Annotated in this window: 11 protein-coding genes; 4 read left to right on the top strand and 7 right to left on the bottom strand. The window is 64.4% G+C overall.

Annotated elements, in window-relative coordinates; translation table 11 throughout:
* Positions 1-814: 814 nt before the first annotated feature.
* Together OYT95_RS40310 and OYT95_RS40305 are read right to left on the bottom strand one after the other, a co-directional pair.
* On the bottom strand, positions 815-2074 hold the full coding sequence (locus OYT95_RS40310; RefSeq protein ID WP_268793116.1) for a DUF4185 domain-containing protein: 1260 nt from the start codon (positions 2072-2074) through the stop codon (positions 815-817).
* A 13-nt stretch (positions 2075-2087) separates the two neighbouring features.
* The gene (locus tag OYT95_RS40305; RefSeq protein ID WP_268793115.1) at positions 2088-3605 is read right to left on the bottom strand and encodes a M15 family metallopeptidase; all 1518 of its coding nucleotides are present in this window, start codon (positions 3603-3605) and stop codon (positions 2088-2090) included.
* 1346 nt (positions 3606-4951) lie between these two features.
* Between OYT95_RS40305 and OYT95_RS40300 the strand changes: the two genes are divergently transcribed.
* Together OYT95_RS40300 and OYT95_RS40295 are read left to right on the top strand one after the other, a co-directional pair.
* The gene (locus tag OYT95_RS40300; protein WP_268793114.1) at positions 4952-5746 is read left to right on the top strand and encodes a trypsin-like serine peptidase; all 795 of its coding nucleotides are present in this window, start codon (positions 4952-4954) and stop codon (positions 5744-5746) included.
* Between the two features lie 11 nt (positions 5747-5757).
* Positions 5758-6759 (top strand): hypothetical protein, encoded by a 1002-nt coding sequence (locus tag OYT95_RS40295; protein ID WP_268793113.1) that lies wholly within the window; start codon positions 5758-5760, stop codon positions 6757-6759.
* Positions 6760-6833: 74 nt separating this feature from the next.
* Here the strand turns inward: OYT95_RS40295 and OYT95_RS40290 are convergent, their stop codons facing one another.
* A complete protein-coding gene (locus OYT95_RS40290; RefSeq protein ID WP_158461385.1) occupies positions 6834-6971 on the bottom strand; it encodes a hypothetical protein in 138 nt (45 codons plus the stop codon).
* 459 nt (positions 6972-7430) lie between these two features.
* On the opposite strand from OYT95_RS40290, the gene OYT95_RS40285 reads away from it, so the two are divergent.
* Positions 7431-8144 (top strand): class I SAM-dependent methyltransferase, encoded by a 714-nt coding sequence (locus tag OYT95_RS40285; RefSeq protein ID WP_235214824.1) that lies wholly within the window; start codon positions 7431-7433, stop codon positions 8142-8144.
* A gap of 1 nt (position 8145) precedes the next feature.
* Here OYT95_RS40285 and OYT95_RS40280 read toward each other — a convergent pair whose 3' ends face one another.
* Positions 8146-8736 carry a class I SAM-dependent methyltransferase gene (locus tag OYT95_RS40280; RefSeq protein ID WP_327205332.1) on the bottom strand — a complete coding sequence of 197 codons (591 nt, stop codon included), beginning with the start codon at positions 8734-8736 and terminating at the stop codon, positions 8146-8148.
* A 495-nt stretch (positions 8737-9231) separates the two neighbouring features.
* Between OYT95_RS40280 and OYT95_RS40275 the strand changes: the two genes are divergently transcribed.
* Positions 9232-10419, top strand: a complete 1188-nt coding sequence (locus OYT95_RS40275) for a cytochrome P450 (RefSeq protein ID WP_419179535.1) — start codon at positions 9232-9234, stop codon at positions 10417-10419.
* 283 nt (positions 10420-10702) lie between these two features.
* Here the strand turns inward: OYT95_RS40275 and OYT95_RS40270 are convergent, their stop codons facing one another.
* The 3 genes from OYT95_RS40270 to OYT95_RS40260 all read right to left on the bottom strand — a co-directional run bounded on the left by OYT95_RS40270 (position 10703) and on the right by OYT95_RS40260 (position 13406).
* On the bottom strand, positions 10703-11497 hold the full coding sequence (locus OYT95_RS40270; RefSeq protein ID WP_268793112.1) for a D-glutamate cyclase family protein: 795 nt from the start codon (positions 11495-11497) through the stop codon (positions 10703-10705).
* Positions 11494-12813, bottom strand: a complete 1320-nt coding sequence (locus tag OYT95_RS40265; RefSeq protein WP_268793111.1) for an MFS transporter — start codon at positions 12811-12813, stop codon at positions 11494-11496. Before OYT95_RS40265 ends, OYT95_RS40270 begins: the two co-directional genes overlap by 4 nt.
* Before the next feature lie 140 nt (positions 12814-12953).
* Positions 12954-13406: a VOC family protein gene (locus tag OYT95_RS40260; RefSeq protein WP_128642663.1), complete on the bottom strand. Its 453-nt coding sequence runs from the start codon at positions 13404-13406 to the stop codon at positions 12954-12956.
* Positions 13407-13456 lie beyond the last annotated feature (50 nt).

Genomic DNA, 13456 nt, shown 5'->3' with positions numbered 1-13456 from the left:
GCTGATACCCACCCCGGGGCACGGGGAGCAGATCTGGATCCTCGATGTCCCTTATCGGCCATCCGCGCCCGGTGCCAAGTACTACAAGGGTCAATGCCTCGCTGGCCGCGGTGCGAGCAGGCCACCTCCCAATCCTCCGCGTATTGCGTAGACACGGTGGCCGTGTCCTGTCATCCCGAACCCGCATATAAACGTGATCGTCACCAACAGGCGGGCGGCCATCGGCTCCGCACGGGGTTCCACAGCCCCACCATCGCCAGCGAGGCCGCGGTCATCACCGACGACCCCGCCCGAGCCGCGCATGCGGCCCGCTGCTTTGAATAATCCGTGGGCGCGACGCTCCGCCGCGGGGTGTTGGGCCTGCCTGCAGGCGCCCAAGAACCATCGTCGCGCCGGTCGATCTCGCGCGTCAACAGGTCAAGACCAAGCAAAGCCCAAGTCCACGGATTCGGAACGGGTCCGGCTGCCCACGGGCGAACTCGTTGCGCTGTGCGCCACGCTCGACTTCGTGCCGCAATTTGGCGGCCCTGCACGACATTGTTGGCGCCAGGTGTCGCACCTGACAATCTTCCGTGCGGTGGGGCCGGAACGTTCCGCTTGGTTTCGACAAAGGCATCGCCACGTCGGCAGCAGCCGACCGAAGGGCCCCCATGAAGTCGACGAAACCGGAGTAGCACTGGATGATGGGAGTGAGAATGTCTTTGCCCGAACTAATTCGGTACCGACTCTGCGTCAGCCGGGCGGGCCACCGCCAGACCGGCAACGCGGCACGATCAATCTTGGTGCCGTGCCACCCACCCGCGCAGGTCTTGCGTTACCCCAACACCTGATCGACGTCGATACCCGCCTTCTCACACAGCGCCCGGAGCAATTTGTTGTTCTGCTCGGCCAGCGCGTGGCTGGACAGGATGTGACCGAACTGATCGTCCCGGCGGTCCGCGGGCACCGGGCGGCCCTCGAGACCTAGGTTGGTGACCTCCTTCCATAAGATCTCGGCGATAGCCTCTCGCAGATCAAGTTTGCGGCCGGACCCGTCGTAGAGGGCGACCGGGTGGTCGTCCCGGAACGCGGCGGCGACTTCGCGTGCACTCATTTGTTCGTCCTCCTCGATCGGTACTGCGGGTTGAACCTGTACCCGAAATTGCATGGCCCGGTAGGGCCATCCGGATTCTGCCCATTCGGACACGATGATGTGAAAGTTGTCGAATGTGCTGTCCGGGTGCACGTATCCGCCGTACAGGCGGGTCACGACGTCGGGGCCACCGTTTCCTGACGGGCCGCATACTGGCCGGAATGTTGGAGCGGTGTGCCAGTTGTCGGTGATCTGTCCGACGACGCGGATGGTGATGTTGTATTCGGCTTCGTTGAAGTAGCTGAGCACCCAGTTGTTCTGCATTCGGCGCAGGCACAGTTCCCCGACCTTGGACCCGACCGGCAGGATCGGGGTTGGTGGATTGCCCCATGCCCAGGCGCCGTGGCTGAATCCCCAGGGCTCGTAGAAGTCCCGGTTCAGCAGCTGGTCCTCGGGGCAGCGGAATAGCAGCACGTTCTTGTCACGTTCGAGGCCGCCGGTGGTCATCACGTAGACGAAGCCGTCACCGCCGTGTTCCCAGGTCAGCATCCGGCGATGGCCGCCGAATTCCCACCCTTCCCACCGGGCCTTGGGTCCACCGTGGGTCCAGGTCTCGCCGTTGTCGTCGGAGTATTGGATCTCGGTCCACCGCGTGTCCGGCAGGCCGCGAACCACGAGGACGTGCAGGTAGATCCGGCTGCCGATCACGATCGCGTCGGTGGGGAGCACTGTGCTGAACTCCGGGTTGTTGTGCGGGTAGTCCCACAACTGTTTGGCCGGGTTGCCCCCTGCGGCGCGGTGAAATCGCACCCCGTCATCGAGGTCGTGGGTGTGGCTGTAGAGCAGGACCGGGCTGCGCCAGCCGGGGCCGCCGACCCGGTTCTCGGCGAAGGTGTCACCGAAGAAGAATCCGATCTCCCCCGTGGGCATCCGCACCGGGATGCCCAGGTCGGTCCCGCCCACACCGAACTGCGGTACCGGAGTGAGATCTCTGATCTTCATGACCGCACCAGTGTCATCGGCCGAGGACCTCCCCGGCGATGTAGTCCCACAGCGCCGCGTCGTCGACCGGGAACGGTTCCGGACCCGGGGGCGGGGGGCTTTGCCCCAGGCCGAGCATCGCTTCGAGTTCGTCGGTACTCAGGTGGGTGTAGTTGAGGTCGCAGCGTCCGAACGGCGGGCACGGGCCGTTGTCGGTGTATTGGTGGGCGAAATAGCCGTCCGGCTTGATCTTCGGCGATCCGGGCTCCCGGCCGTAGCTGGGGGTGACCAATCGCAGACCGGGTGGGCGGGTGCGCCACAGGTCCGCGTTCGACACCGGGTTCCAGTAGCCGATCACCCGCCGCTCGCCGAGCCATTCGCGTGCCCGCCGGATCTCGTCGTTGACCTCCGCCGACTGGTCCCCGGTGATCGCCCCGGCTGCGTCCTCGACGTCGGCCATGACGACCATCCGCGGATGCGGCCCGCCTTGCTCGGTGACCATCTGCATCAGTAAGTCGATGTTCGCCTGACCGGGCCGGAAGAACCAGTACACGATGAAGAACCGCAGCCGGCCGTCGTCACAGGCACGCACCGCCCAGTCGTGGTTCGCCGCGAACTTCGTATCCCGCATGTTCCCACTGTTGGATCGGAAACAGAAGATGTCGTACGGGTATGCATCGGTGGCCGGGGTGATCTGGTACTGCGACACATCCGCCCAGGTCTTCCCGACCGCCACCGGCGGCGTCGGCGGGGTGACCGGACCCCCGAGGTCAGGGCGTTGCCCGTGGCGGATCACGACATTCCATTCGCCCTCGAACACGTAGCCGGTCACCGGCCATCCGTTCGCGATCTGCAGCGCGGTCGCTGCGCGGGCGGTGTCCGTGTCCCAGATCCCGGTTTCCGGTATCCCGCAGGTCTTCTGCCAGCGCCCCAGGCCGTCCTTCCAGGATTGCGGGTCCGTGGGGAACAAGCCGCTGATCGACTCGGCGGGTCCGTCGAGCGGACCGTAGTAATACCCCGCCGGGAGGGGGAACGCGTCAGGATCGGGCGGCCCGTACACCCAGAGGTAGCCGTTTTCGAGCCGGGTGGCGAAGGCGTCCAGGCGGGTGTCACCCTCGGGGAGGTTGATCTGGGTGTGCATCGGGTCCTTGGTGGCCCAGTCCTCACCCCAAAACACCGTGCCCTCGAACTCGGTGAGCATCTGGCGGACCGCCGCGATCTTGTCGGCCGGCATGTTCACCGACGCCCGCACCTTCCAGGGCAAACGGGTGGCATTGAGATCCACGGCCGTTCCGCTCAGATGGTTACTGTTGGCAATATCGTTGTCCCAGCTGAATCCCCAGTAGTCGCGGGGCCGGTAACTGTCGATCCGCCAGATCCGCCGATGCCAGACCGCCGCCCAGGCAACCAGGATCGTCGCCGCTGCGCCCCGGCGCACCTCCGGCCGCACGTTGTCCGTGCCGGGCACGAGCGGCTTGACGATCTCGCCGGTATCGCAAATGCGCCAGCCGTTCTCGGAGATTGTGTTCCCCTTATAGCTTCGAAATCCCATAGCGCTCTCACCCTCGTTCGTCACCGCCCCGTGGCGTGACCGCCACGTCCGGAGCCGCGGACTTGCGTGATACGTCCCGGACCATACGACGACCCACTGACACACGCACGTCCCGCCGACTGCTCCCGAACCTCAGTGTGACCCTCGAAGCAAAATATCTTGCGAGTACCGCCCTACTCGTTTCCTCACCGATACTCATCCGGACTCGCTCAGCACACCATCCGGGCAGGCTGGTGCCGTAATCACCGAGGCCGGCACTATTCCCGAGCCCTGTCGACCCGGAAAACACCCCGCATGAGAATCCGCGGAGGCTGCGAACAGCCGCCTGGTCTACCTCCCAGCAGACCCACGACCCCCGGAGCGGACGGTTCCGGACGACACCACTAAACCCCCTTCGACGACCGCGACCACATCTCTACACTGATGGCCTGTGGCCCGACTAGACCAGAGCATGCCGGAGGCCATACAGGCGGGGCGTAATACCGCTTCCTGAATACAGATTGAAACCAATTCTATGCATGGTCCCATGACTCGCTAAACAGGGAGAACTGGGACGGGCGCTGCACACGTTCTACCGAAACCAGCAGCTGACACCCCCCTTCGAAGGTCACCGCTCATCTCGAGTTCGCGTTGGATTCGGACATGGACCCGATCCCCACCACCACCACCACCCGCGACAGCCGTTGATCTGGCGCATACGCCTGCCGGAAGCCGCGCTGGTGAGCGGTTTACGCAAGTATCGCCGTGTAATCGACTCCGCTATCCGCACCACCGGGGTCACAAAACTGGAGTCCGGGCCCGCCGTCGAAGTCACCCTCAACATGTACCCTGACCGTACCGACGCCGCGCCGCGTAAACCCGTGCGGGATCGCTGTGCCGAAACGAGTAGCCGACTACTCGTGTCGGCACCGACACGGCCGGATACCGTCGAGGAAAGTTCTCCCCTTCCGCGATACGGTGGAGGAACCGACGATGACACCGACCAGCTCCACAAGGAATCCGTGTTCGGATCATTTCCAGCCCGCACCGACGTACCGTGGGTGTCGGATCCTGTTACCGCGGAACGCGGCTCGACATGCCGGTGTATGTCATAGCTGCCAACAGTCGGGGGGCATGAGATGGGAAACGCACGCGTCGCGGCCGACGGTATCGAGGTCAGTTCGCTCGACCTGATCGATCCGTTGAGGCCGACCGATAACGGTCCGATTCTGAACTCGAGCAACGTCGGCCAGATTTACTCGGTGTTGTCCGACCCGCCCAGTGCTTGGCGGACGGAGCCCGCTGCCCGCAAGGTGGCGGCGGCGAGTTTGCGTGGCCTCGCAATCTCCGACGAGTCCGACGACGAGATGGTCGACGCCCAGCTCGAACAGCTGATGGACGCCGACGACATGGTCCCCGGCCTTTGGCTCAAGCTGGCGACCGCCGCCGCCGACACGGTGGCGTTGATCAAAACACCAGCCGGGCCGGCGACCGGATTCCTCGTCTCGGACGATCTTCTGATGACCAATTGGCACGTATTCAAGACATTGGAGTCGGCGCAGGACCCACGAGTGAGGATCGTATTCCGGTTCGAAGAGAACGAGAACGGTCAGATCCGCTCATCGGTGAGTCTGAGAGCGGATGCGGGCCGGTTCTTCATCACCGGCAACAGGGAACTGGACTTCGCGTTGGTGGCCGTCGCCCCGTTGCCCAGCGGCAGGCCCGCCGGAACCAAGTTCGGTCGAATCCGATTGAACCCGGCAATCGGAAAGGTGCTCCTCGGGCAACCTCTGAACATCGTCCAGCACCCGGGCGGGAATCCCCGCAAATTGGCTTTCCGCAACAATCTACTGGTCAGCGTGGATGACCCCACCCGCCTGATCTACCAAACCGACACAATGCCCGGGTCGTCCGGATCGCCGGTCTTCAACGATGAGTGGGAACTGGTGGCGCTGCACCACCGGGCCGAACAAGCCCAAGATTCGCAGGGTCGGCGGATCGATCTCAACGGCAACCCCGTCACCGACCGGACCCCTGATCATTTGCGGCACTGGATCGCCAATTCCGGCATCCGCGTCTCCAAGATCGTCGCGCACCTGCAGACCCTGGACTTGGCCCAGGAACAAGCGACCTTGCTCGCCGCCGTTCTACCACCGGAGTAGGGAGAAGTTCCATGCCGACTGCCGTGCTGTTCGTTCATGGTCGTAGCCAGGCGAGCGACGACGAGATCGCGCGCGACCCCGAGCGGCTCGCGGCCTACGTCCTGGCGAAGAAGCGGAAATGGCTCGCCGGCCTTTCCAAAGGACTGATCGCCGCCGGCCGCTCCGCCCTGGATGAATCACAGGTGGTGTTCCCGTTCTATGGGAACACCTTCGCCGACGCGATCAAGGACTTCGAAGCCAACGGAGGCCGGCGCCCAGAGTTGGAAATGCTCAGCACCGATGCTGAGGCGGAGGAAGCCAAACTGGTCCGAACGAAGGTCGCGGCGCTGCTCGACGCCGCGGATGCCATCGGCTACGACCCCGTCAAGGAACTCAGCTACACCGATCCCGGCGTCGGGCTCACCCCGCGCGATGTAGAACAGGAGATCGGCTTCGGAGATGCCCTCAAGCTGCCAATCGTGCGTGGTGCGTTGCAGTTCCTGAGCCGCAAGACGGGAACGCCGGCGTTGATCATCGAACGATTCCTCGACGACGTGGCCTACTACCTGGAACTGGAGGACATGCGCGATAAGGTCCTCAGCGTCGTCGAGCGCGATCTGCGAGAGACGTTGCCGACCGGGGGCGACATCGTCGTCGTCGGACACAGCCTGGGCAGCATCGTCGCCTACGACCTGCTCACCCGGCTTCCCCCATCACAGAAAGTCCGGATGCTCGTCACCGCCGGCAGCCCCTTGGGGTTCCCGATCGTGCAGAAGAACCTTCTGGGCAAGCAGCCAGGGCGCAAACCGGCAGTACCAGCGAAAGTGCCGACCAGGCCGGCCGCCTGGCTGAACGCCTACGACGTCCTCGACATCGTGGCCCTCGTGCATCCGTTGGCGGGAATGTTCGAGGAGTCTGTTCCTGGACAGCTAATCGACGAGCGGACCCACAACCCCACCGGTCCACACGCCATCGAGGACTATCTCGCCGATCCCGACATCGCGGTACCGATCTCCAGCGCCCTGCAGGAGTGAGTACCAGTGCCATTCCGCACGGGCCGTCCGAATCCCGACCAGGATTGCGCTTCACTCGCAGATCCGGCGTGCGGTCATGGTGGAGGCGGCGACGGCGGGATCGGCTCCGCCAAGTCGGCAATGATGCGGTCGATCTCCTGCAGGGCATAACCGGCGATCCGCCGCTGCCCCTCCTCGGCCTCCGGATCGGTTTCCTCCAAATCCCCGAGCACGATGATGTTCTCGTCGTTGAGCGTGGTAGCCGGGGCGGTGTAGTTGAAACGTTGACCAGAGCCCCGCCCGGTAATTCCCCGAATCCAGATCAGGACTCAGTTCGACTCGCATTCTTCAGCGCTGAGTATCGCGGCGACTGGCGAGTTGGCCTGGGCACGCTTCAACGCCATGCTGGTAGCCAATTCTATTGCGATCATCGTCGGACCCTGTGGGGCATCAACCCTCTGAGCGAAACACTGCCCTTGCCTGGCTGTTTGCGGGTATGCTGCGGGAGCCATGCGGACCCTCGCGCGACTCGCAGGGAACCCCCTGGCAACGTGATTGAGATGATGCCAATTCGGGAGGTCACCTTCGCGATGAGACGCCGTCATCTATTCGAATTCGAAGATCAGCGATGGTTTCCGTCCCCGCTTCGCAACATGACGACCGACTTTCTTCAACAGAGTCTCATGCTTCGCATGAGCGTCTATCGCCCAACATTGCCGCTGATCACAAAGGTGCTTCAGGCGCAGGAGACCAACAAGATCGTTGATCTGTGCTCGGGCGCAACAGGACCCTGGGCCGAGCTGAAACCCGCCCTGGATGAGGCCCTTGGATCAACGGATCTGACATTGACTGACAAGCACCCCAATTTCCCGGCGTTTCAGGGCCTGTGCGATCGGCTCGGGACAACAGTTCATTTCCTCTCAGAGTCCGTTGACGCCACAGAAGTGCCGGACGAGTTGGACGGCGTGCGCACCCTGTTCACCAGCTTCCATCACTTCTCGCCGCTGCCGGCGAAGCGAATACTCGGTGACGCCTTCCGTCAGCGGTCCGCGATCTGCATCTTTGAGTTCACGGAGCGACGATGGAAGACCGTGCTGTCTCTACCTCCGCTCGCGCTGCTATTTCTTGCATTTACGACCCCCTCGCTACGGCCGCGCCACCTTAGCCGGTTTCTCCTTACGTACCTCCTACCCGTTGTACCCTGCGCGGTGATTTGGGATGGAATCGTCTCGAACCTGCGTACATACCAGCCGGAGGAGCTGGACGAGCTCGTCCACGACTACCGCTCGCCGGACTACGTCTGGGAGACCGGCCAACTCCACGCTGACAAAGGTCCGACTATCACATATCTGATCGGATACCGCACAGCCATTGGAGGATCGCGGGAGACAGGCCCACGACGGTGATTCAGCAATGTCTCGTGTCCCTGATGGAGCGACCGGCGATCCAGGTGTGGAAGATCGCGAGGTTGATGCTGCCGAGAAGCCGCGGCGCCTTGTAGTTCTCGACGAACTTTTCGGCGTCCTCGAAACTCGTGCTGCGGTCCGCATCGGTGATCAGCAGCGGGCCGCCCGGTTTGAGGACGCGCACGCACTCGGCGAGCCCTGCCTCGCGCGACGACCAGTGCTTGATGGAGCCGTAGCTGATCACGCCGTCGAAGGACTGGTCGGCGAAATCGAGCCGCGTGGCGTCGCCGACGTCGAACCGGACCCGGTCGCCGTAGTGACGCATGCGTTTGGTGGCGCGCTTGATCTGGGCCTCCGACAGATCGAGACTGAGAATGTGCACGTCCGGGCGCTGGTCGGCGATGTAGTTCGTGAACAGCGCCCCGCCCGATCCGACGTCCAGAATGCGGGCGTTCGGTGGGAGATGCGGCAGAAAGTACTCGTCGATGACGTGGCGTGAGCGGTAGACGGCCGGTGCCACGATGGTCTCGTACATCCAGGCGTGCGCCGGCGTGTAGATCGCGGTGATGGGGTCGAACGGTGCCATCGGCATAGTCTCGCTCCGTGATGTCCCGGGGTGGACCTCGCACCGTTGACAGAGTCAGGCGGCTTGTGGCCCTCTACGTGAGTTGGTACGCATCCGACCCGTTTGGCGGTGGCCGGGTTGCAGCGCGGGTCGATCGGGCCCTGTTTGGGCGGTCGCCTTCCACCGGTTGGCGGCTCGTGGACCGCCGCTCACCACGCGCAGGGCCGGCGACTGAATCGAAGGTAAGTCGGGGAACGCGCGCCCGGTGTGGTCGAGGATTCCGCGCACGTTGGCGTTGTCGCGCATGGTCTCCCGAACACATCCCTCCCAAAGCATCACCGCCGCAACGGCGCGGATCGTTGTATCATAACGCGGCGAGGCGCGAGAAAGTGTTCCGCGACCGCGACCGCGGCCCCGCATCATTCGAGGAGCCGGCCCCCGAGCGGCGCCAGGCTTGCCGCATGTTGCCGCAGTAGGGTCAAGAGTGAACCGAAACAAGGGGGTCCGGTGTCGAATTCCGCGATGATCTCGCCTGGAACACGCGCCTTCTGGGAACGCAGTCACATTGGCCGACTGGCCCTGTTCGAGGGGCTGCGGGCGCGGCCGGCGATCGTGTTCCACACCGAAGCCGCGGGCCCGGGTTTCTGGTCTGTGGTTGGCTACGACCACGTGGTGGCGGTCAGTCGCAACCCCGAGGTGTTTTCCTCGGCAAAGGGCTTCACCATCGACGACGTCCCGGTCGAAATTCTCGAGTTCGCCATGTCGATGATCGCGATGGACAACCCCCGCCACCGGGAGCTGCGCTCGCTGGTGCAGTCGGCGTTCACCGCGGCCTCGGTCCGCGGTGTTACCGACCGGATACGCCGGGACGCCGCGCAGATCGCCGCCGACGTCCCGCAGAACGCGGTGTTCGACTTCGTCTCCCAGGTCGCGAACCGGCTGCCGGTGCAGGTGATCTGCGAGCTGCTCGGGATCCCGGAATCCGACCGGTCGACGATCGTGCACTTGGCGGGCGATGTGATCTCCGGCGGCGGGCAGGAGTTCGCCACCGCTCCCGGGGGCGCGGCCGGGCTGGGGCAGATCTACGGATATGCCATGGAACTAGGAGAAAGGCGCAAGGCCGACCCGGGCGACGACCTCACGTCGCGGCTGACGGCCACCGTGGACGGCCGGTCGCTCACCCCGGCCGAGTTCGGCTCGTTCGTCATCCTGCTGATCACCGCAGGATTCGAAACCACGAGGCAGGCTTTGGCGTGGGCGCTGCACCTGCTCAGTGCACACCCCGACCAGATGCAGCTGCTGCAAACCGATTTCGCCGGCCACATCGAGGGCACGATCGACGAGGTCATCCGGTACGCCTCCCCGGTGCCCTACATGCGCCGCACCGCCACCGTCGACACCGACCTCGGCGGCGCCCACATCAGGACAGGGGACAAGGTGGTGATGTGGTACCTGTCCGCCAACCACGACGAGAGTGTTTTCGCCGATCCGGGCCGGTTCGACATCACCCGCCCGAACGCCGGCAAACACCTCGGGTTCGGAGCCAAGGACATCCACCACTGCCTCGGGGTCAATCTCGCACGCGCGGAACTGCGGGTGATGCTCGAAGAACTGCTCACCGCGCACCCCGGCATCTGCGCGGTCGGCGAGCCCGAGCTGCTGCTGTCCGCGTTCGTCAGCGGCATCGGGGCCCTGCCCGCCCACACCTAGACACGGAGCTCGGCGCTGGCCATTCTCTCACCACGCATTCTCGCGTGCGGTCAGGTCATGGCGGGCTGGGTGGACCACTCCTGAGTGCTGCCGCTTTGACGGATGCCATCGATCCCACACGTTCAACGTGGCGGGCGGTGAGAGTGCCGCTGATCGGGAAATTGTGCACCGCGGGTTGGGGATGGATTCCGTAGTTGGCGTCGGCGAGGACCTCGAGATCGCCGAGTAGGTCGCGTTCGATGCGGTTGGTGGATTCCGTGGGAGTTCGCGGTCTGGACGGTTGTCATCGGGAAGTCCTGACGGAGGGGGTGACGGCGTCGAGCAGCGTGTCGAAAACGAGCATGTGACCGGCGAGATGGGTTATCGCATAATCCAGGTGTGCTGCGGGTATGGCCATCTGTGGTGTCACGCCACATGCCCAGAACACCGGAGTGGAACCAGCAGGCACCCCGGGGTAGCTCCCGAATTCGGGGCGCGTGAGGTCGGTGATACCCAGCGCGGCGGGATCGCCGACATGAATGGGTACGCCGTGTCCGGTCGGATAGCGGCCGGTGACCTCGATTGCCGTGTCGACCAGTGAAGTGGGGACCGGGCGCATGCTGACTGCGAGGGGACCCGCAAAGACTCCTGCGGGCAGGGTACCTCGATCGGTGACGTAGACGGGCGGTGGAGCATGACTGACCGGGATTCCGGCTCGGCGGAGCGGTGCGTCGAAGGTGTGGCTGCAGCCCAACGCAAACGCGACCGCGTCGTCCCGCCAATATGCGATCAGGTCGGTGGGTTCGGCCACGAGTGTGTCGTGCTGCCAGACGCGGTACCGCGGGAGCATGGTGCGGATGTCGACTGTGCAGTTGTCGTAGGTCAGTTCCGGGTTGCCCGGATCCGTCCGTGCGAGGAGGGGGCAGACGTCGGGGTTGCGGCGGCAGTATTCCGCGAAGTCGTCGGCGGCGGCGGACGGTACGACGAGGAGATTGGCCTGCTGGTAATCGTCGAGGACGCCGGCCGTCGGTGCGGTCCACTCCCCCGCTGCGACGAGTCGGCGCAGGTCCCTCGGATGAGCTGGTGCCGGCACCGTCATTGCAGTGTCTCCTTCGACGATTCGCGCACGGTGCGAAGTGTGACCAGTGCGAGGACGGCGGCGCCCATCAGCAGGAATCCGGGAGCCAGGAGGTTGTCGGTGCGGGAGATGAGGTAGGTGGCCAGGTATGGGGTGAGACCACCGCCGATGATGGTTCCGATGTTGAAGGCGATCGACAGCCCGGTGTAGCGGACTCGGGTGGGGAACAGTTCGGCGTAGGTCGGGTAGGTCACCGATTGCACGATCGGCATCGGCAGTGCGAGCACCACCATCGCACCGACCGCGAGGGCGAAGCTGCCCTTGTCCATCACGATCATGGTGGGTAGCACCAAGATCGCGTAGCCGAGGAATCCGATCGTGATGACCTTCTTGCGGCCGACCCGGTCGGAGAGTCCACCGAAGAAGGGCATCAGGGTGGCGACAAAGAAGCTGATGGCGCCCATGATCCAGAAGGTGTTCGACTTCGGGTACCCGAGGTAGGTGGTCAGGTAGATGTTCATGAAAATCAGGCCGACCCAGTAACCGGCGTTGGATCCGATCGAGAGGAAGATGACCTTGAATACTGCGGCGGTGTGTTCGGTGAGAACCTCGACGAGCGGGGACTTCGCGGGAGCGTGCTGCTGGGTTGCGGCGACGAAGGCGTGCGAGTCCTCGAGTTTGCTGCGCGCAATCAACGTGACGGCGATCAGGGGCAGTGCCAGAAGAAACGGTATGCGCCAACCGAAGTCGCGGAGTTGATCGTCGGTAAGTGCTGTGGTGGTGATGCCTGCTACCAGAGCAGCGGTTCCTCCTCCGAGGGCGACACCGACCGGGGTGAAGGCGCCGAAGAAGCCGCGGCGGCCGACCGGGGCGGACTCTGACAGGTAGGTCGCCGATCCTGTGACTTCACCGCCGGCGAAGAAGCCCTGCGCCAGTCGTACGAGAAGCAGTGCGATGGGGGCGGCGATGCCGATCGAACCGGCGGTGGGTAGGAGGCCGACCGCCGCGGTCGCCGTTCCCATGCCGACGATGGTGGTGACGAGTACCGGTTTGCGTCCGATCCGGTCACCGAGGCGTCCGAGGACGATGCCACCGAGCGGTCGCATGATGAAGGCGCTACCGAAAACTGCCAGGGTGGCGAGGAGTGAGGCCGTCGGGTTGTCGTTGGGGAAGAACAGCGGGCCGATGATGACGGCGAGATAGCCGTACACGCCGAACTCGTAGTACTCGACGGCAGTGCCGGCCGCGGCGGCGACGGCCGCCCGGCGAGGTTGCATACGAGGTGGCGCGGGTACGTGATCGCCCGTGTGGGGCATGGAGGCAGGTACGGTGGTCATGGCGACTCCAACGAAGAGGTGACTGAGGTGCTGCGAGGAGGACCCTCGATCGAGGGTCGGAGAACGTGGCACCGCGGCGCTGGGGTGCCGAAGTGGTCATCGGCAGGATGGCCGTCCTGCCGATGACCGTGTTCGCGGGTTCAGACCGCGAACAGCTGGTTCAAATCAGCGAATGCCTTGAACTCGAGCGCGTTTCCCGCGGGGTCGAGGAAGAACATGGTCCACTGTTCGCCCGGTTCGCCCTCGAATCGGACGTAGGGTTCGATCACGAACTTGGTGCCGACGGAGGTGAGCTTGTCGGCGAGGACCTTGAACTCGTCGACCGGTAGAACCAGGCCGAAGTGGGGCACCGGGACGTCGTGGCCGTCGACCGGGTTGGTCCCTGCGACCCCGTCGCGGGGTTTCGTGCTGGGTCCGTCGCCGACCTGATGGGTGACGACCTGGTGCCCCCGGAAGTTCCAGTCGATCCATTTGGTGTCGGACCGTCCTTCGCTGAAACCGAGCACGCCGCCGTAGAAGTTGCGGGCGGCGTCGATGTCGTCGACGGGGATGGCGAGGTGGAACGGAACGAGGGTGGTCAGCTGGGCGGTCATGGGTGTCTTCCTTCTTTCTATTTGTGAACTCGGGACGGGGGTCGGACTTG

Source organism: Rhodococcus sp. JS3073, assembly GCF_026810085.1.
In the GTDB taxonomy this organism is placed as follows: Bacteria; Actinomycetota; Actinomycetes; order Mycobacteriales; family Mycobacteriaceae; genus Rhodococcus_F; species Rhodococcus_F wratislaviensis.
The sequence above is the reverse complement of the archived record's forward strand: the minus strand, read 5'-3'. Positions and strand labels throughout refer to the sequence as shown.

Bases quoted from the DNA above. Each gene is read 5' to 3' on its own strand.
- OYT95_RS40305 (WP_268793115.1), bottom strand. From the start codon at position 3,605: ATGGGATTTCGAAGCTATAAGGGGAACACAATCTCCGAGAACGGCTGG.
- OYT95_RS40300 (WP_268793114.1), top strand. From the start codon at position 4,952: ATGGTCGACGCCCAGCTCGAACAGCTGATGGACGCCGACGACATGGTC.
- OYT95_RS40265 (WP_268793111.1), bottom strand. From the start codon at position 12,813: ATGACCACCGTACCTGCCTCCATGCCCCACACGGGCGATCACGTACCC.
- OYT95_RS40310 (WP_268793116.1), bottom strand. From the start codon at position 2,074: ATGAAGATCAGAGATCTCACTCCGGTACCGCAGTTCGGTGTGGGCGGG.
- OYT95_RS40295 (WP_268793113.1), top strand. From the start codon at position 5,758: ATGCCGACTGCCGTGCTGTTCGTTCATGGTCGTAGCCAGGCGAGCGAC.
- OYT95_RS40280 (WP_327205332.1), bottom strand. From the start codon at position 8,736: ATGCCGATGGCACCGTTCGACCCCATCACCGCGATCTACACGCCGGCG.
- OYT95_RS40285 (WP_235214824.1), top strand. From the start codon at position 7,431: ATGAGCGTCTATCGCCCAACATTGCCGCTGATCACAAAGGTGCTTCAG.
- OYT95_RS40270 (WP_268793112.1), bottom strand. From the start codon at position 11,497: ATGACGGTGCCGGCACCAGCTCATCCGAGGGACCTGCGCCGACTCGTC.
- OYT95_RS40275 (WP_419179535.1), top strand. From the start codon at position 9,232: ATGATCTCGCCTGGAACACGCGCCTTCTGGGAACGCAGTCACATTGGC.
- OYT95_RS40260 (WP_128642663.1), bottom strand. From the start codon at position 13,406: ATGACCGCCCAGCTGACCACCCTCGTTCCGTTCCACCTCGCCATCCCC.